Annotated in this window: 12 protein-coding genes and 4 tRNA genes; 11 read left to right on the top strand and 5 right to left on the bottom strand. The window is 41.4% G+C overall.

Annotated features, from left to right (window positions below; genetic code table 11):
* Nucleotides 1-8: 8 nt before the first annotated feature.
* Together LP316_RS15125 and LP316_RS15120 are read right to left on the bottom strand one after the other, a co-directional pair.
* Nucleotides 9-1,571: a methyl-accepting chemotaxis protein gene (locus LP316_RS15125; RefSeq protein ID WP_193021937.1), complete on the bottom strand. Its 1,563-nt coding sequence runs from the start codon at nucleotides 1,569-1,571 to the stop codon at nucleotides 9-11.
* Between the two features lie 124 nt (nucleotides 1,572-1,695).
* A complete protein-coding gene (locus LP316_RS15120) occupies nucleotides 1,696-2,262 on the bottom strand; it encodes a response regulator (protein ID WP_193021936.1) in 567 nt (188 codons plus the stop codon).
* A 189-nt stretch (nucleotides 2,263-2,451) separates the two neighbouring features.
* Here LP316_RS15120 and LP316_RS15115 point away from each other — a divergent pair, with 189 nt between their 5' ends.
* A complete protein-coding gene (locus tag LP316_RS15115; RefSeq protein ID WP_226960757.1) occupies nucleotides 2,452-6,567 on the top strand; it encodes a CHASE domain-containing protein in 4,116 nt (1,371 codons plus the stop codon).
* 103 nt (nucleotides 6,568-6,670) lie between these two features.
* Here LP316_RS15115 and LP316_RS15110 read toward each other — a convergent pair whose 3' ends face one another.
* Nucleotides 6,671-8,650, bottom strand: a complete 1,980-nt coding sequence (locus tag LP316_RS15110; protein ID WP_193021934.1) for a BACON domain-containing protein — start codon at nucleotides 8,648-8,650, stop codon at nucleotides 6,671-6,673.
* 222 nt (nucleotides 8,651-8,872) lie between these two features.
* Between LP316_RS15110 and LP316_RS15105 the strand changes: the two genes are divergently transcribed.
* The 10 genes from LP316_RS15105 to LP316_RS15060 all read left to right on the top strand — a co-directional run bounded on the left by LP316_RS15105 (nucleotide 8,873) and on the right by LP316_RS15060 (nucleotide 16,803).
* Entirely contained in the window at nucleotides 8,873-9,310 is a 438-nt protein-coding gene (locus tag LP316_RS15105; protein ID WP_193021933.1) for a regulatory protein RecX, read from the top strand.
* Nucleotides 9,311-9,332: 22 nt separating this feature from the next.
* Nucleotides 9,333-11,957 carry an alanine--tRNA ligase gene (alaS, locus tag LP316_RS15100; protein ID WP_193021932.1) on the top strand — a complete coding sequence of 875 codons (2,625 nt, stop codon included), beginning with the start codon at nucleotides 9,333-9,335 and terminating at the stop codon, nucleotides 11,955-11,957.
* Between the two features lie 251 nt (nucleotides 11,958-12,208).
* Nucleotides 12,209-12,403, top strand: a complete 195-nt coding sequence (gene csrA / locus LP316_RS15095) for a carbon storage regulator CsrA (RefSeq protein WP_193021931.1) — start codon at nucleotides 12,209-12,211, stop codon at nucleotides 12,401-12,403.
* 202 nt (nucleotides 12,404-12,605) lie between these two features.
* Nucleotides 12,606-12,697 (top strand) — tRNA-Ser (locus LP316_RS15090).
* Nucleotides 12,698-12,730: 33 nt separating this feature from the next.
* Nucleotides 12,731-12,807 (top strand) — tRNA-Arg (locus tag LP316_RS15085).
* A gap of 184 nt (nucleotides 12,808-12,991) precedes the next feature.
* A tRNA-Arg gene (locus LP316_RS15080) sits at nucleotides 12,992-13,068 on the top strand.
* A 113-nt stretch (nucleotides 13,069-13,181) separates the two neighbouring features.
* A tRNA-Arg gene (locus LP316_RS15075) sits at nucleotides 13,182-13,258 on the top strand.
* Between the two features lie 358 nt (nucleotides 13,259-13,616).
* Nucleotides 13,617-13,877, top strand: coding sequence for an OadG family protein (locus LP316_RS15070; protein ID WP_193021930.1), 261 nt, complete (start codon nucleotides 13,617-13,619; stop codon nucleotides 13,875-13,877).
* A 9-nt stretch (nucleotides 13,878-13,886) separates the two neighbouring features.
* Nucleotides 13,887-15,662 carry a sodium-extruding oxaloacetate decarboxylase subunit alpha gene (gene oadA / locus LP316_RS15065; RefSeq protein ID WP_193021929.1) on the top strand — a complete coding sequence of 592 codons (1,776 nt, stop codon included), beginning with the start codon at nucleotides 13,887-13,889 and terminating at the stop codon, nucleotides 15,660-15,662.
* Between the two features lie 10 nt (nucleotides 15,663-15,672).
* Entirely contained in the window at nucleotides 15,673-16,803 is a 1,131-nt protein-coding gene (locus LP316_RS15060) for a sodium ion-translocating decarboxylase subunit beta (protein WP_193021928.1), read from the top strand.
* A gap of 81 nt (nucleotides 16,804-16,884) precedes the next feature.
* On the opposite strand, the gene LP316_RS15055 is transcribed toward LP316_RS15060, so the two are convergent.
* Complete coding sequence (locus LP316_RS15055; protein WP_193021927.1) at nucleotides 16,885-17,373, bottom strand: FKBP-type peptidyl-prolyl cis-trans isomerase; 489 nt, start codon at nucleotides 17,371-17,373, stop codon at nucleotides 16,885-16,887.
* Nucleotides 17,374-17,394: 21 nt separating this feature from the next.
* Nucleotides 17,395-18,357, bottom strand: coding sequence for a tRNA-modifying protein YgfZ (ygfZ, locus tag LP316_RS15050; protein WP_193021926.1), 963 nt, complete (start codon nucleotides 18,355-18,357; stop codon nucleotides 17,395-17,397).
* Between the last annotated feature and the right edge of the window lie 117 nt (nucleotides 18,358-18,474).

Raw genomic sequence — 18,474 nt, 5'->3', positions numbered from 1 at the left:
AGACAATACTAGTGACTAAAGCTTCTTACTAGGGAATTCATTTCATTCGAAATCCCTTGAAGTTTGTCAACTGAAGCTTTTAGTACTTCAGTGTGCTGTGTATTGGCTTGCGCAATATCATTGATATGGTGAATATTGCGGTTTATTTCACTGGCTACAACTTCTTGCTCTTCAGTAGCTGAAGATACTTGAATACTTTGACCCAGTACTTCACTCATAATATGTTGCTGCTGGAAAACGAGTTGCTCATTTTCAACCATCTTCTCAACATTCAATTGAGCATCGCTACGACTGTCATTCATATTTTCAGCCCATTGTGCGATATTTAGCTGAATCTCACTGATCGTTTGCTCAATTTCTTTAGTTGATTCACTGGTTTTAGATGCAAGTGCTCTAACTTCGTCGGCTACTACGGCAAAGCCTCTACCTTGCTCGCCTGCGCGGGCTGCCTCAATGGCGGCATTAAGTGCTAATAACCCCGTTTGTTCGGTAATTAATCGAATAACCGTAACGACTTTTTCAATATTGGCTGCTTGGGTATTTAGTTGTTGTGCAGAATCAGCCGCATGAGTTACTTTACCAGCAAGGGCTTCAAGTGCTTCTTTAGTGGTATTTATTGAAGAACAACAGCTATCACTTATTTCTGATGCCTTATTGGTATGGTTAGATGTTTCAAGCGTGTTCCTTGCTATATCTTGAACTGTTGTCACCATTTCTTCCATCGCTGTGGCAATTTGATCAACTTGTGATTGTTGTTCGTAGGTGCCATTGGCGACATCTTTGGTGACATCTTTGATTGTTTCGATATTTTGTGCAATTAACCCTGAGGTGTAGTTAACTCGACCTAAGATTGTTACGGCTTTAGATTCTAAAAACTTAAGCGTCGTTTCTATGTTGGCATAGGCGCCAGGTAAGTCACTATAGGTAGTGGCAATCACTGGGCTATCGAAAATTGCGCGGCACTGTTTGTTGACGGCTTTTAATAATTTATTTGCTCTAAATTGTGTGTAAAGACCGACTAAAGGTATTACTGACAGGCCTGCAGCAATTGCTGGTTGCTCGAACGCTGTGACAGAGATAGCTGCGAGCGCACCGCTGAGGTAATTAACTAGGCTATTGCGAGACAATTCAGCAAACAGGTTAGTGATATTAAAGCGCTTTACCGTTAAGTTTTTAGCGCTGTATATACGCATAGCACGCTCAATATCGTCGCGCGTCGGCTTAGTTCTCACTGACTGATAACCAATAACTCGGCCTGCTTCATAGATAGGTGTAACAAAAGCGTTGACCCAATAATAACGTCCACACTTGGTTCTATTTTTAACTAACCCCATCCAAGGTTTATATGCCTTAAGCTTTGACCATAAGTCTTCAAAAGCAACTTTAGGCATGTCTTTATGACGAACAATGTTGTGGTGTTGACCAATAAGTTCGTCCTTAGAATAGCCTGCAATTTTGCAGAAATTTGAGTTTACATAGGTGATCTTTCCCACGAGATCTGTTGTTGATATCAACTGCTGCTCTGCTGGAAAATGAACTTCTTCATCGATGTAATTAAAATTCGCTGACATAGGTTATACCGATTAAAACGATTGAATCGTTGCGAATTATACATTCGATTAAATCGATGTCAAGAGTTTGTTAGCATGCAGTAAAAAATATTTGCATGCTAAGCTGGCAGGAATATCCGTGTGGTTATTTTAAAAGAGAAAAAAGCTGTTCAAAATCTAGTGGCTTACCAATAACGGCTTCGGCACCAGCTTTTAAAAAACTATTAATGTTTTCGGTTTGCATGTTACCTGTCATACCGATGATTCGAATTGAAGATAACTCAGGGTTGGATTTGATATTGCGGCATAGTTCGTCACCGAGGATCCCTGGCAACATTAAATCGACAAAAATAATATCTGGTCGCAGCTGTTGAGTTTTGATGCCAGCTTCAAAGCCATCGTGACAAACGACTACATTCCAGCTTTCGTTATGGCTTTTCAATACCGTTTCAAAAAGTTGTGCAAATGGCTTGTCATCATCTACGACAAGGATATTTTTAACAGATAAGGCTTGATCGCCGTTTCCTTGATTGAGGGTTATATTTTCTTTCTTGGCAAAATTGACAATATCAGCATAAAAAAACCGACGATGCCCACCCAATGTGGTATGAGACTTGATCTTATTTTTTTGCGCCCACTGTCGTAGGGTGACAGGTGAAATCATTAAAAGTTTTGCAGCTTCTGTCGGGGTTAAAATATCTTGATTACTCATCAGGTAGTTCAATCTACGCTTGGTTTTACACTGAAGAAGATATTATAACCATGAGTGGAATTATTCAAGCGATTATATCGATTTAATCGAAATTGTTTGCTATGTTTTGTAAATGAGTATATCGTATTAATCGATTTTTAGTCGTTTGTTTCATGTTTAGAGATGAAATGACCACAGTGAGCAATACATATGTTATTAACCAACATAAAGTTAAATAGTTATTTTTTTTGTGGATACTTGATACTCGCATGGCTTGGTTTAATGCTATCAACGCCATTAAGTGGCAATGCCAGTGGTTTATATCCAGCAGCAGGTTTAGCACTTGCCGCGGTCTTGTTCTATGGTAACCGAGTGCTGCCAAGTATTGTGGTGGCTGTCTTACTCACCAACTATTGGTACTACTTTTACTTACCAACAGAACCTACGCCGATTATTGTGTATTTGGTGAGTGTAGTTACAACGATTATTCAGCCTTTTGCGGTACGAGCAATACTATTAAAACGACAATCCGATATCTCAAAATATTTTTCAAGTGCCAAGGGCTTAGTGAGCTTTTTCGGTGTCGCCTTAACGGTGGGGGCTGCGATAGCGCCAATGAGTCTGTTCCTTACCCACCATTTAGTCTATGAGCTCAATGGAGCAAGTGCAGCGGTAAAAGCATGGTATTGGTGGTTAGGTGATGCATCAGGAATAGTCGTTTTAACGCCGTTACTTGTTAAATGGTTAAGTGAAAAGTCAAAAGCGAGTGTTGCAAACCTGAAGTTTGGTTTACCTATCGTTATTTTCACGGGAGTTGCATGGGGATTAGTTGCGGTATCTCAGCATGAAGTTAATGACTATGTACATGATAAGGTTCAAAAATACCAAGTTGAAGTGACCAACCAGGTTAAAGCCGATTTAGCGCAGTTACAGAGTAATATTGAGATTGTTGCTGAACTATTTTCTCAGCATCCTTCACTGTCATATGCTGACTTCAACTATTACGTCAAACCCTTTTTATCAAGTAAAGACTGGTTAGCGATCAGCTATAATCAGCAAGTATTAGCGAAGGATGTTACCAGTTTTGAGCTTAAGCTCTCAGTAGAGTTAGGTAGAGAAATAAAGGTTTATCAACGCGACGAACAGCAACTAAAGCAAGATGTTGATTCAAGACCAAGTTATATGGTGGTTAAATATATTTTACCTGAAGCTAATAACTCGACTGCCATTGGCTTTGATATAAACAGTAATAACGCTCGAAAAGCAGCAATAGATAAGGCCGTAGTCAACCAGCGAACGGTAATGACCGATACCATTCGACTAGTGCAAAATCAGCACTTTGGCGCATTAATGATCACGCCGTTGAGATTGGCAGGGGCGTCGAAGGCAATGACTGATACTGTAGTTGGGGTCATTGACATAGAGCACATGATAAGTCGGCATTTGTCTGCAAGTTTACCTTTGGGTTGGCAATTAGAGTTATTCGATACAACTAATGCACAAGAGGTTTTGTTGTTTGGCCAATCGAACTTTTCTGATCCTCAAGTTCTTGCTCAATATTATCCTGTAGATTTTACTTTCTATGACAAGTCGCTAAAGTTTGTCATTGGCATTGAATATGCCCGCCTTCAAGAGCAAACATCTAATGCTATTTACGCGATTCCTTTGGTTAACCTTGTACTACTCTTGTTGTTTTGTTCATTGATGATGATTTTGTGGTCAATTCAATCACAAACTCAACAGCTTGAAGCCGTTAAAAGTAAACAGCTTTTTTTGATTAAAAACATCCAACAAAAGTTTATAGCCGGTGAAGGCGATGAGCAGCTCTATCGAGAAATTATTCGATTGTTTATTGGTGAATATGATTTCAAAAAGGGGATACTGTTTAAAGTCAATGGTAGTTTATCTAATCTTGATGTATTGACGAGCTATGACTCCAAGTCACATCAGTCATTCCACCAATGCTTCGATTTGTATCAATTGGAACGTTTCATAGAAGCTCAAACGATGCCTTATGTTGGTGAAATACAACAAACTGATAATAGCGCAAACAAACGATGCACCATTATTCCTATTCAAAAAGGCAATGAAGATATCGCTATCTTATTCTTATGTGATAGCGATAGAGATGGTAGTGAAACGAAGAAACACATCGCTGAGCAAGATAATTTGATTAGTACCGTGGCTAGTGTCTTAGTTGGCATTAACGACCGCAATAAAAAACAAGAAGCGCAAAAGCAGTTGGAGGTTAACTTCTACAATAAACTGGCAGCACAAAAGCAAGTTGCTATTCAAGCGCAGGCTCTTGCAAATCTAACGCAGTCTGAAAGTTTTATTTCTGGTGCATGGCAAACTGCGATATATGAAATCGCCAAAGCCGGTTGTGAAGCCTTAAATGTTCGTCGCTTTAGCATATGGTTGTTTTCAGATGATGACTCAAAGCTCGTTTGTCACGCCCTATACGACCTTGACAAAAACTACTTTGAACGCGGTAACGTGTTGTCAAAAAGTGACTACCCAGCCTATTTTAACGCCTTAACTTCTTATACTCGCATTAGTGCTACCGACGCTCGCAGTCACCCACATACTCAAGAGTTTTTAGAGGGCTACCTCAAACCATTAAATATTCGTTCAATGTTAGATGCTGGTATTATTCAGGGCGGGCAATTAAAAGGCGTTGTGTGTGCAGAACACGTTGGCGAAAATCGCCAATGGCTGCCCGAAGAGGAAAATTACGTCAATATCATTGCAGGGCTTGCTTGTCAGTTGATGTATTCGCATGAGCGTAGACAAATTAAGAGTAAGTTAATTAGTCAACAAGCTGAACAATCGATGATAATTGACAACATGAAAGAAGGTGTTTTGTCACTCGATGAAAGCGGTAAAATATTGTCATTTAATCGCGCTGCAGTCGCTATGTTTGGTTACACGGAGAGAGAAATACTTAACCAACCGGCGGCTGTTTTACTGTCAAACCTCAACACGCGAGATGGCCAAAATGTTGTAGAGAAATTTCTGACTGAGGACGCGACTAAAAACTTGACTAAAAGCCATGAAGCAATCGCGGTTAAAAAAGATAAAAGTGAGTTCCCCGTCCGATTTAATTTCGTTAACTTGCCTCACGACGGCAAGGAAAAGCGCTTTTTGGTAACAGTCGTCGATGTTTCGCTAGAGAAAATTCAAGAAAAGCAATTACTCCATAGCCAAAAGATGGAAGCACTTGGACAGCTAACGGGTGGTGTAGTCCATGATTTTAATAATATTTTAGGTATTATCATGGGCTACAGTGAATTACTTAAGCAAAAGGCTGAAGGTGAAACGGCGACTTACTTAGAGCAAATTTTGAATGCAGGTGATCGTGCAAGAGTATTATCAAAAGAGTTGCTGTCGTTTGCATCGAAAAAAGAAGAGAATTCGGTGGTATTAGATCTCAATGGCTTGCTCGATGAAAAGCAACTGATGATTGAAAAAGCGGCGTCACAACAAGTTAAAGTAACTTATCAGTATCAGGCGAAATCAACCTTGATCAAAGTTGATCCGTTTGAGCTTGAAAATGCCATTTTGAATTTAATTATTAATGCCAAGCATGCAATGTCTGGGCAGGGGAACTTAGTGATAAGTACATCCACAGAATACTTAGATGAAAATGCCCAAAGTTTGATCCCTGTCCCGGTGGGAGAATACACCTGCTTAAAAATAAAAGATTCAGGCGCTGGTATTGAGCCTGACATTCTAAAGCGGTTATTTGATCCATTTTTTACAACTAAAGGCCGAGAAGGCACTGGTTTAGGCTTAGCTCAAGTCCATGGCTTTATCCAACGCAGTCAAGGGACCATAGTTGTTGAGAGTAAAATTGGCGAAGGCACCGTTTTTAAACTTTATTTCCCTGTCTTATCACAACCATCTGCTAGTGTTAAAGAGGATAAAGTGCCTGATCAATACTTGATGGGGCAGGGCAATGTATTAGTTGTTGATGATGAAAAAGCGCTGACGAGCTTGTTTGAGTTGGAGTTAGCAAAATTAGGCTATCACGTTAACGTTGCAAACTCTGCTGAACAAGCTATTGATATTTTACACAAGTCCGATATCGATGTGGTTTTAACCGATATTATGATGCCGGGGAAATCGGGTATTGATTTAGCCCGTTATGTTTTGGATAACTTTCCTCAATGTAAAATTCAATTGATGAGTGGTTATAGTGACTCTATTGATACCTCCACCGTGCCTCAAGCGTTGTATAGCGAAAGGCTGACTAAACCGTTTACCATATTGGAGCTGTCGAAAAAGTTACACGCGTTAGAAACGAGTAACACAACCCAAGGTTAGTTTTGGGCATCATAAAACATAAGTTTTAATTGGTGTAACAGTTAAATGAAAACATAAAAAAACCTAACGCGTACGTTAGGTTTTTTCATTAAACAGGAGCTATTTAAAGTGGGGTAACACGGTAGAAAACAACAGTGTTTAAGGCTTCAATATAGTTAATGTAGCGGGTACCTGAACCGTCAATATCGATAATTGTTGGCAATAAGGTTAATGCCGTGGTTTGGCTTACTTGGCTCTGCTCAGAGTTGTAACCTTCTAAAAATACGCTAGGTGTGGCATCTGCGCGTAAAATCATCGGTTGTTTATTTTGTGTTGCAACCATGCCTAAGGTCGAGAGGTTTTCACCGGTATTTAATCGGCCATTGTCGATAAAGCTTTCACCGTCAAAACTGAGCCAATCTGTTGTGCCGTTTAACAGGTATACATTATTGTCGCTATCGTCCACGACAATATCAAATAGTGCAGTATTGCCACCGTTTTCAGGGCGATAACTTTGATCAAAACTCAATTCAATCATAGTGTCGCTAAAGTCGTTTACTTGTGCGGTAAATCTGATTAAATCAGCACCACCTGTCGTGATGTACAAGGCATTAGTCGCGTTAGCAAAATCAAGGTTATCTATGGTTAAGGTATTAGGATCTTGATGGATGAGCGATAAGTTTAACGCGGCAAATTCCATCGCATCAGTGACAATAAAATCGCGACCACTAATCACCATGTGCTCAACCGGTTTACCGCTAATATCAGCATCGGTGAGTTCGGTGATAGCATTGGTGGCTAAATCGATGTGGTAGTGGAAGGTTGTCGTTATTTCATTGCCGTCACCATCTGTTGTGGTTTCAGTTGCCATAGCGAATAAATGCTTACCATCTTTTGATGTGATCAGGTTTTCAACACTGAGCCCTGCTTGTGCAACCGATAAAGTCGCTTCAAGGTTTAGCGTATATTGGTGATAAACTCGAATCGTATTATCAACCGCTAGATACACGTAAGGGATTAGCGGGTTAACCGCTAATCCATCGGCATTAACCGTTATTGGCGTAATCGTGTCTGAATCGGCTAACGTTGCAGCGCTGTGATAAAGTGCGACCTCAATCACCGCTGATTGCGCTGATAATGCGCCATCTGTAGTAATAGTGACTTGCGCTTGTGCTAGACTTTCAGCCGTAACTGAGCTTTCATCAGCCGTAATTGTTAATGCAGTACCATCACTTGACGGTGTTAACGTTAACCAACTCGCGTCGCTACTTGCTTGCCAGTCTAACGATGATTCAGCATTTGAGTGGATGGCAACTTGTTGGCTCAAAAACTCAGTATTAGCTGTTTTGACAAAACTTACCGAAGATTGGCTCGTGGTTAAGTAAAGCTCGTCAAGTGCTAGGGCTACGTCAATGGTTTGAGATGAGCCGCCCGTACTTTCTGTTAATGTAATTGAGCCTTCAATAAAACCGGCATTTTCAATTACTGAGTAATCTGCCGTCGCAGTTATGGTTTCAAGCTCGCCGCTGCCTTGCGCTTCAGTTGTACTAAAAGACAACCAATCGAGATCGCTACTAATCGTGTAATCGGTATTGCTCGCAATTAATCGTATGTCAAATTCGTCAGTTGAGGTGTTGCCTTTCGTTGCCGTCAAGCTAACAGGCGTGTCGTCAATCGATAACTGCCAAATACTCAGGCTGACATTAATATCTGTGTGAACGAATTGGCTATTTTCAATGTCGCCACTACTTACGCGAATTTGGGTGGTATATGTCTCAGGGCCGATGACATCTTCTTGGGCTAATCTAAATTCAATTACCGCGGTTGAGTCTGTTAATTCGGTAATTTGATAATTTAACCAAGGCGGGATGCTACCGTCATTTGGAATGCCAACTAACAGTCCTTTGCCGGAGTAACTGACATTAACAGCGATGGTTTCGTCAGACTCAGTGCCCGCTTCGTTGATGAATTCGATTGCTGATTGATCAACACTGACTCGGTAGCTCGTGCCATTGTTACTCGAGGAACCACCGCAGGCTGTCAATAATGTCGAAAGTAAAAGTGCGATAAAAAATGAAGTCAAAGGGGTAAGTTGAACTTTCATATTCATCCTTGTGTAATATTTGTATTATTTTTGTATTTTGTATCTCTTTCTAATATTGCGCGATTGTTAACACAAAGTAAAAGGGAATCTGTGCTAATTGCGATAATTTGCCATAATTTCTAGCTTATTTAGCATAATTTATATTCTTGAGTTTTAAAGCTGTTATTTAGGTCGTGTTTTTAGTTAGAATAACGTATTAAATTTAGTCAGCTTTTAAAGTTTTTGAATAAAGATATATTACATCAGGCAATTTCCTATTTAGCTCGCCGTGAACACACGCAAAAAGAGCTCGTACAAAAGCTCAAGAATAAAGGCTTTGAAGCAGAGGAAATTGATGAGGTGATCAGGTTTTTGGTAGATAACAACTATCAAAGCCAGTTTCGCGCAGCACAGAGTATTATTCGCAATCGGGTGTCGCGCGGATACGGTCAGTTTTATATTCAAAATGAACTTAAACAAAAAGGGATCTCGAGCGATATTGAGCGCCTAGCTTATCAAGACGAACCGGTAGATTGGTTCGCGTTGGTAGAACAAACGTACTTGAAAAAGTATGGCGACGTCGCCATTAAAGATCCCAAAGACAAAGCAAAACGAATTCGATTTTTACAAGCTCGTGGCTTTTCCTATGACGAAATCGCCTCAGTATTGTCATTAAGTTAATTAAAAAGAAGTGGGTATCACCATGATCAAAACAAGTGCCGAAATTCGTCAGGCATTTTTAGATTTTTTTGCATCGAAGCGCCATCAAGTTGTTGATAGTAGCTCATTAGTTCCCGGCAATGATGCAACATTATTATTCACCAATGCCGGTATGGTGCCTTTTAAAGACGTGTTCTTAGGTGCAGAAAAAAGAAGTTACACGAGGGCAACCTCATCGCAGCGCTGCGTGCGCGCCGGTGGTAAGCATAATGACCTAGAAAACGTCGGTTATACTGCGCGTCACCATACATTTTTTGAAATGTTGGGTAACTTTAGTTTTGGTGATTACTTTAAAGAAGACGCGATTAGTTTCGCATGGGAATTTTTGACAAAAGTCTTAGGGTTGCCAGAAGAAAAACTTTTAGTGACAACTTATGAATCAGACCAAGAAGCGTTTGATTACTGGGCCAATGAGATAGGCGTCCCAAAAGATCGCATTATTCGCATCGGTGATAAGTTGCCAAGTAAGCAGTTTGAATCAGACAACTTCTGGTCAATGGGCGATACAGGTCCTTGTGGTCCTTGTACTGAAATTTTTTATGATCACGGTGAACACATTTGGGGGGGACCTCCGGGCTCTCCGGAAGAAGATGGTGATCGCTTCATTGAAATCTGGAACTTAGTTTTCATGCAATACAACCGTCAAGCCGACGGTACGATGGAACCACTGCCTAAGCCGTCAGTTGATACAGGTATGGGCTTAGAGCGAATTGCTGCGATTATGCAAGGCGTTCACAGCAACTATGAAATTGATACATTCCAACACTTAATTAAAGCCGCAGCGCATTTATTAGAATGCAATGATTTAGAGCATAAATCTTTGCGGGTCATTGCTGATCACATTCGTTCATGTAGTTTCCTAATAGCTGATGGTGTTATGCCGTCAAATGAAGGTCGTGGCTATGTGCTTCGCCGTATTATTCGCCGCGCGGTTCGTCATGGTCATAAATTAGAAGCCAAATCGCATTTTTTCCACAAGTTGGTGGCTGCACTCGTTGAAACTATGGGGCAAGCTTACCCAGAGCTAATTAAGCACCAAGCAATTATTGAGAAGATGCTACGCATTGAAGAAGAGCAGTTTGGTCGCACGCTTGATCGCGGGATGGCTTTATTAGAAGACATTTTAACAAATCTTGAAGGTGATACAGTCAGCGGCGATGATGTATTTAAACTGTATGACACCTATGGCTTCCCAGCAGATTTGACAGCTGATATCGCCAGAGAGCGTGCGTTGTACATAGATCACAACGGCTTTGATGTAGCGATGGGTTTACAACGTGAACGCGCACAGCAAGCTAGTCAATTTGGTACTGACTACAATGAACAGTTAAAATCTGCTCATGTCACTGATTTTAAGGGCTATACTAGAAACGAGGCCAACGCGACTGTTGTTGAGCTGTTTGTTGAAGGTCAATCTGTTGATAAGATTGAAGCCGGTCAAAAAGGTGTTGTGGTATTAGATCATACAACTTTTTATGCTGAGTCGGGTGGTCAAGTCGGTGACTCGGGTGTTATTTTGGTTAATGGTGGTGAGTTCATTGTTAACGATACGGTGAAAATAGGTGAAGCGTTTGCTCACCAAGGTATGGCGAGCGCGCCAATTCAAGTGAATGAACGCGTTAACACAGTCATTGATGTTGAGCGTCGTCAAAAAATAGTTAAAAACCATACTGCAACACACTTATTACACGCAGCGTTGCGTAAAGTGTTGGGTGATCACGTAACGCAAAAAGGCTCGTTGTGTGATGAAGAAAAACTGCGCTTTGACTTTTCTCATTTTGAAGCGCTAACAAAGCAAGAACTGCGTGATATCGAGCGTTTGGTAAACGAAGAAATTCGCAAAAACCACAAGCGAGATACTCAGCTGATGGATATTGAAGACGCTAAAGCCAAAGGAGCAATGGCACTCTTTGGTGAAAAATACGATGACGAAGTACGCGTTGTTTCACTAGGTGATTTTTCAACAGAACTTTGTGGTGGTGTACACGTAGATAGCACCGGCAATATTGGCTTGTTTAAAATTGTTTCTGAACAAGGTATTGCCGCTGGTATTCGTCGTATTGAAGCTGTGACTGGTGAAGCGGCAATAAACTATACTGAGCAGCAAAGTGATCTTATTGCTATGCTTTCATCACTGGTTAAAGGTGATAGCAATAACGTTCAGGAAAAAGTTGAACAATTGCTTGCGAAAAATAAGCAATTAGAAAAAGAAGTTACGCAGCTTAAGCAAACGATGGCAGCCCAAGCTGGAGCTGACTTAGTAAGTCAAGCGGTCGATATTAATGGTGTTAAAGCGTTAATTGCGGCAATCGACGGTGTTGAAGCTAAAGCTTTACGTGGAATGGTCGATGATCTTAAGAACAAAATGGGATCGGGTATCATCATGTTAGCAACTGCGCAAGAAAGCAAAGTGAGCTTAATTGCCGGTGTAACAAAAGATTTAACCGGACAAGTTAAAGCAGGGGAGTTAGTTAACTTCGTTGCCCAACAAGTTGGCGGTAAAGGTGGCGGGCGTCCAGACATGGCGCAAGCTGGCGGTAGCCAACCTGAAAATATTCCTGCAGCCATGGCAACAGTGCAGCCGTGGTTGCAAGAAAAGCTTAGTTAGACCGGTCTAATAGTATGAGGTGTTAGTCGCCTCATGCTTTTAAAAGACTGTTAACAACTAAGCACACTTTTCAATCAAACGAGTAACAGATGCTTTGTTATACTGAAAACAAGTTATTAATTATTCGTTAATTGAAAGAAAATTTAGACTAATTTCATAATCTTGGCTATTACTAGATAGAGAAGTATGAAATGGATATCTAAAATCTAGCTTAATCAATCTGTGGACCTCATTAGTTAAAGGAACCGATAATGTTAATACTTACTAGACGCGTAGGCGAAACCCTAATGATAGGTGACGAAGTTACCGTTACTGTTTTAGGTGTAAAGGGAAACCAAGTTCGAATTGGTGTAAATGCTCCGAAAGAAGTTTCAGTGCATCGTGAAGAAATTTACATGCGCATACAGTCAGAAAAAGGTGATGGTGAGCCGTCTGGCAACTACTAAACTGTATACCTGAGCAAAAGGCCGATAAATCATCGGCTTTTTTTATGCCTGTTTTTCGGCTTTTTCCTGACTAAATTTGCTTATTTTACGATGTGATAATGTATGAAAATCGGCCGAGTTGATTGAAATATCTTCAAACGGAAAGAAAAGTAAAAAAAGCGTTTGACATATTTTTTTTATCCCTTATTATTCACCGCACGTTGGTGAGGTGGCCGAGAGGCTGAAGGCGCTCCCCTGCTAAGGGAGTATAGGCGTTATACCCTATCGAGGGTTCGAATCCCTCCCTCACCGCCATTATCTTTATCGATAATAACGTGAAAATATTGCGGACGCGTAGCTCAGCTGGATAGAGTACCTGGCTACGAACCAGGCGGTCGCAGGTTCGACTCCTGCCGCGTCCGCCACTTTTTCAAGTGGTAATTAAGCAATATTTGGCTATGATTAAAGCATTAATTAATCTATCCGGAACTAGGATATAAAAGAAAGGTTACCACGAACTCATAGCTCTGTTGGATAGTAATATTAGGTAATGGTGGCTACGAACAAGGTTCGTTATCCGGAACTAGGATATAAAAGAAAGGTTACCGCGGACGCGTAGCTCAGCTGGATAGAGTACCTGGCTACGAACCAGGCGGTCGCAGGTTCGACTCCTGCCGCGTCCGCCACATTTACTTAGGTAAAATATACGGAAGCTGACGTATTGTCAGCTTTTTTGTTTGTAGCTTGATTGAGCTTAATCAATCTATCCGGAACTAGGATATAAAAGAAAAGTTACCGCGGACGCGTAGCTCAGCTGGATAGAGTACCTGGCTACGAACCAGGCGGTCGCAGGTTCGACTCCTGCCGCGTCCGCCACATCTGAAAAAGCTGACTAATGTCAGCTTTTTTGCTTTCTGGGGTTAGAAAACTTTTCGAATAAGAAAAATCCCCGTCATTGCGTGATGCTATTCCTCGCAGCCCATTTTCCTTTAACAACGGCAAAATGAATTGCTCACATCCATATAAACGAATGAATAGATATTCACTTTGTGCATTACTATGTAAACACCATGCTAAATAAGTGAATAATTATTAGAATGTATTTCAAATAATTATTAAAACATCTGTTTTAGTTCTTGACAGGAATTATTTTTACCAATTTATAAATTCTTTCTTGCATTTCTATTATTGGAGTGATTATTCTATTTCTCAAAAAATAGGTTAAGAGTTAATCATGGAATCACTAAATCAACAATTTATCGAGGCAGCTACCTTGATGATCGCCGGTATGGTTTTTGTCTTTGCATTTTTAGGCTTACTGGTCGTTTTCATTAATATGGTGCTAGTGCCCCTATCTAAGAAGTTCCCCGATCCTCAGCCTGTCCAAAAATCAACCATAAGAAAACCCGCGCAAGTTCAAGGTATTCAACCAAACGTTGTAGCAGCGATCAGTGCTGCGGTTGCTAACTTCCGCCAAAAACATAATAAAGAGTAGGAGCATATCATGACTAAACCATTGGGCATTACAGAAGTAGTCCTGCGAGACGGTCACCAATCATTACTGGCAACTCGCCTTCGTTTGGAGGACATGTTACCGATTGCTCCTAAGTTAGATGAAATTGGTTTTTGGTCAATAGAGTCATGGGGTGGAGCAACCTTTGATTCGTGTATTCGTTATTTAGGTGAAGATCCTTGGGAGCGAATTCGCGCACTTAAAAAAGCAATGCCAAAGACCAAGCAGCAAATGTTATTTCGCGGACAAAATATTTTAGGTTACCGCCACTATGCTGATGACGTTGTTGAAAAATTTGTTGAGCGTGCTCACGTAAACGGCATTGATGTTTTCCGTATATTTGATGCGATGAATGACACGCGTAACCTCGAAACTGCAATCAAAGCTGCCGTTAAGGTAGGTGCCCACGCGCAAGGTACGCTGAGTTTTACTGAGAGCCCAGTTCACACGCTAGAAACATGGCTTGAAATGGCTAAAAAACTCGAAGATATGGGCGCGCACTCGCTTTGTATTAAAGACATGGCGGGCTTACTTAAGCCGTATGCCGCACAAGAGCTTGTTACGCGTTTAAAAGAGACTGTGTCATTGCCAATTGCCTTGCACTGTCACGCGACAACGGGTTTGAGCGTTGGTACACATATTAAGGCCATTGACGCTGATGTTGATGTCATTGATACCTCAATTTCTTCGATGAGTATGACATATGGTCATTCACCAACGGAAACCATTGTTTCTGCGGTTGAAGGCACAGCTCGTGATACGGGTCTAGATATGGTTAAGCTTGCGGAAGTTGCAGCTTATTTTAGAGATGTGCGTGAAAAATACGCAAAATTTGAAGGTAGCCTGAAAGGTGTTGATGCGAGAATTTTATTAGCTCAAGTACCAGGCGGTATGCTAACTAACATGGAAAGCCAGTTAAAAGAGCAAGGTGCGGCAGATCGCTTAGATGAAGTGCTTGAAGAAATTCCGCGCGTTCGCAAAGATTTAGGCTACATCCCTCTTGTTACACCGACTTCACAAATCGTTGGCACCCAATCAGTGCTTAACGTACTTACTGGTGAGCGTTATAAGTCGATCACTAAAGAAACCTCAGGCGTTTTAAAAGGCGAATATGGCTCAACGCCGGCTGAAGTTAATAAAGAGCTTCAAGAGCGTGTATTAGAAGGCAAAGACGTGGTTACTTGTCGTCCTGCCGATTTGTTATCGCCTGAATTAGATAGCTTAACGACTGAGCTTGACCAGTTAGCGGTAGAAAAATCACTGCAATTAGCAGATGAAAAAATTGATGACGTATTAACGTACGCCTTATTCCCACAAATTGGTCTTAAATTCTTAGAAAACAGAAATAACCCTGATGCATTTGAGCCAGTGCCAACTAAAGAAGATGTGGTTGTCGCGTCAGCGCCTGTTGCAAAACCTGCAGCACAAGAGAGTTACTCTGTAAGTGTTGATGGTAAAGTGTATGACGTTGTTGTTGCTCAAGGTGGTGAAATTGCCAATATTGAGCCTAAGGTAAGTGATGCGGCGATTAAGCAAACAGCGTCTGTTTCTGCCGAAGAAACACTTAACGCCCCACTTGCTGGTAATATTTTTAAAGTGTTAGTGAGTGAAGGTGAGCAAGTCAGCGCTGGTGATGTTGTGATCATTATGGAAGCCATGAAAATGGAAACGGAAGTACGTGCTGTCACTGATGGCCAAGTTGTTGCTATTCACACCAAAGAAGGTGACAGTGTCGCTGTTGGTGATGCGTTACTAAGTTTGGCGTAAGGGTTGTATTATGGAGCAGTTACATACCTTATGGATGTCGACAGGTTTAGCCAACTTTCAACTCAATCAAGTGATTATGATGCTTGTTGGGGTCGGTTTGCTTTATCTGGCGATAGCTAAAAACTTTGAGCCGTTGTTACTACTGCCGATTGGTTTTGGTGCGATTTTAACGAATATCCCATTGGCTGGTTTTTCAGAAGTAGGTGGGGTTCTTCATTACATCTATTACGCGGGTATTGATACCGGTATTTTCCCACTACTTATTTTTATGGGTGTTGGGGCAATGACCGATTTCGGGCCGCTGATCGCTAACCCTAAGATGTTGTTTTTAGGCGCGGCTGCACAGTTTGGTATTTTCGCCACTTTATTTGGTGCAATTGCGTTAAATGCCATTCCAGGCTTTGAATTTAGCTTACAAGACGCCTCTGCAATCGCGATTATTGGTGGCGCTGATGGTCCAACAGCGATTTTCTTAGCATCTAAACTGGCGCCTGAATTACTCGGTGCTATTGCGGTAGCCGCATATTCATATATGGCATTAGTGCCGATTATTCAGCCGCCAATTATGAAGTTATTCACCAATGAAGCAGAGCGCAAAATTGAAATGGCTCAGCTTCGCCACGTGACAAAAGTTGAAAAAATAATCTTCCCGTTAGGTGTCTTGATGATGGCTATTTTCTTCTTGCCTGCAGCAACACCACTAGTGGGGATGTTCTGTTTAGGTAACCTGATGCGTGAATGTGGTGTCGTTGATCGTTTAAGCTCGACAGCACAAAACGAGCTCATTAACATCGTGACCATCTTCTTAGGTTTAGGGGTTGGCTCAAAGCTTGAAGCAGATAAATTCTTAAACGTTGAAACCTTAGGTATTTTAGGTTTAGGTGCGGTTGCCTTCTCAATCGGCACAGCGTCAGGGGTTTTAATGGCTAAAATGATGAACAAGCTATCTAAAACACCAATTAACCCACTTATTGGTGCCGCAGGCGTATCTGCTGTACCTATGGCGGCTCGCGTTGCTAACAAGGTAGGGTTAGAGTCGAATCCGCACAATTTCTTATTGATGCATGCGATGGGGCCAAATGTTGCGGGTGTACTAGGTTCAGCGGTTGCTGCTGGTATTTTATTGGCACTCGTTGGTTAACGCTAAGCCGTTATAAGCGTTAAAATAAAAATCCCGATAAACTGGCGTTTATCGGGATTTTTTTATCGTCACTTATGAATATTAGTGGTCGTGACCACAGCCGCCTTCGCCGTGAACGTGGCCGTGAGCAAGCTCTTCTTCCGTGGCGTCACGCACTTCTAAGATTTCTACATCAAATTTTAAATCGATACCAGCAAGCGGATGGTTACCGTCAACAGTGATTTCATCGTCATTCACATCAATCACGATAACGGTTTGTTCACCTTGATCTGTTGAAGCGCGTAACTGCGTGCCTACTTGTAAATCTTCAACACCTTGCATTAACTCACGAGAAACCGTCTGAACTAATTCGTCATGGCGTTGGCCGTAGGCTTCATCTGCAGATACCGATACTTCAAAGGTATCTTTAGCTTCGTGACCAACTAAGGCTTTTTCTAAACCAGGGATCAAATAGCCGGTACCGTGAATAATCGCCAATGGGCTGTGATCATATGAGCTGTCGATTAATGTATCTTCGCTGTCTGAAACGGCGTAATGCATGACCACAACTTTGTTTTGTTCAATTTTCATAGCGTTCTCTTTTGCTTTCATTTATTTATTAATGTCTGTGCTGTACGGCAACGGTTTAATGGTGAGTGATAAACTTTCCTGTTCTTTAGCTCTAAGGGCGGTGTCAGCGGCTATATCACTGGCTAACACGGCTTGTAGATAAATTGCGCCGTTATCCGCCTGATAATAGGCTAATACATCTCCAGCTTTTCGCCAATTTTCACCAAGTTGTTGCTCTAATTGTTTTAACTCAGCTAACGTTTCACTCGACTGGCCTGTTAGTGAAAACAATGCACGCTTGTTTTTGCCTAAGTATTGCATCCGAGCAACGGTTTCTTGGCCCAGGTAACAGCCCTTGGTAAAGCTAATAGCACCAATCGCTTGCAAGTTAAGCATTTGCGGTACGTATTGGTCGATGTGGTTTTCTGACAAGTGTGGAAAACCATCAGTAATTTCTAGCAGTTGCCAAACACTGGCATCAAGCTCCGGAATGTTAGTGTCAATAACTTCGTTAAACGCTTTGTTGGTCGCGATAACATAACGCGGGATTTGGCCAGCGATATAGAGTACAGATATATCGTTTTCTTCAACTACTGGGGTTAGGCTATCGGGCAGGGTTGAGACTAATTTGCCGATGGCTGTGCCACTTTTTTCACCGGCAATGGCATAAAAGTTAAGTTCGCTTGCTTGGCTGATGTCAACTTTGGCAAATACGCCAAATTTTTGTAATTCCTTTAGTGATGCTTCAAGCGTGGTTTTAGGTTGAAGTAATAGGTGACTATCGCCTAAATTGAAGAGTCTAAATACGCTAAACACTTTGCCTTTGGCGTTACAGTGCGCACCCGTAAGTAGCTTACTCTCTGGCAGAGAGAGAACATCACAAGTGACTTGGCCTTGTAAATAATGACTATTTTCTTCACCCGCTAGGCGAATAGCCCCTAATTGCGATAAATTTAAACTAAATACTTCTGGCAGTTGCTCTAAACTTGGTAATACTTGTGTCATAAGGATCACTTGAATGAATCGGAATAGTTATAGAGTGAGGGTAAATTGAAAAAAAACAACCGTTATTGTGTTTTTTTCATATTTAATAGCCTAAGGTTACTTGATAGAATCTAGGCA

This window comes from Thalassotalea sp. LPB0316 (assembly GCF_014898095.1).
Lineage (GTDB): Bacteria > Pseudomonadota > Gammaproteobacteria > Enterobacterales > Alteromonadaceae > Thalassotalea_G.
The sequence above is the reverse complement of the archived record's forward strand: the minus strand, read 5'-3'. Positions and strand labels throughout refer to the sequence as shown.

What these genes read in the sequence shown, in the direction of transcription:
- LP316_RS15125 (WP_193021937.1), bottom strand. Translation starts at nt 1,571, where the DNA reads ATGTCAGCGAATTTTAATTACATCGATGAAGAAGTTCATTTTCCAGCA.
- LP316_RS15120 (WP_193021936.1), bottom strand. Translation starts at nt 2,262, where the DNA reads ATGAGTAATCAAGATATTTTAACCCCGACAGAAGCTGCAAAACTTTTA.
- LP316_RS15115 (WP_226960757.1), top strand. Translation starts at nt 2,452, where the DNA reads ATGTTATTAACCAACATAAAGTTAAATAGTTATTTTTTTTGTGGATAC.
- LP316_RS15110 (WP_193021934.1), bottom strand. Translation starts at nt 8,650, where the DNA reads ATGAAAGTTCAACTTACCCCTTTGACTTCATTTTTTATCGCACTTTTA.
- alaS (WP_193021932.1), top strand. Translation starts at nt 9,333, where the DNA reads ATGATCAAAACAAGTGCCGAAATTCGTCAGGCATTTTTAGATTTTTTT.
- csrA (WP_193021931.1), top strand. Translation starts at nt 12,209, where the DNA reads ATGTTAATACTTACTAGACGCGTAGGCGAAACCCTAATGATAGGTGAC.
- LP316_RS15070 (WP_193021930.1), top strand. Translation starts at nt 13,617, where the DNA reads ATGGAATCACTAAATCAACAATTTATCGAGGCAGCTACCTTGATGATC.
- oadA (WP_193021929.1), top strand. Translation starts at nt 13,887, where the DNA reads ATGACTAAACCATTGGGCATTACAGAAGTAGTCCTGCGAGACGGTCAC.
- LP316_RS15060 (WP_193021928.1), top strand. Translation starts at nt 15,673, where the DNA reads ATGGAGCAGTTACATACCTTATGGATGTCGACAGGTTTAGCCAACTTT.
- LP316_RS15055 (WP_193021927.1), bottom strand. Translation starts at nt 17,373, where the DNA reads ATGAAAATTGAACAAAACAAAGTTGTGGTCATGCATTACGCCGTTTCA.
- ygfZ (WP_193021926.1), bottom strand. Translation starts at nt 18,357, where the DNA reads ATGACACAAGTATTACCAAGTTTAGAGCAACTGCCAGAAGTATTTAGT.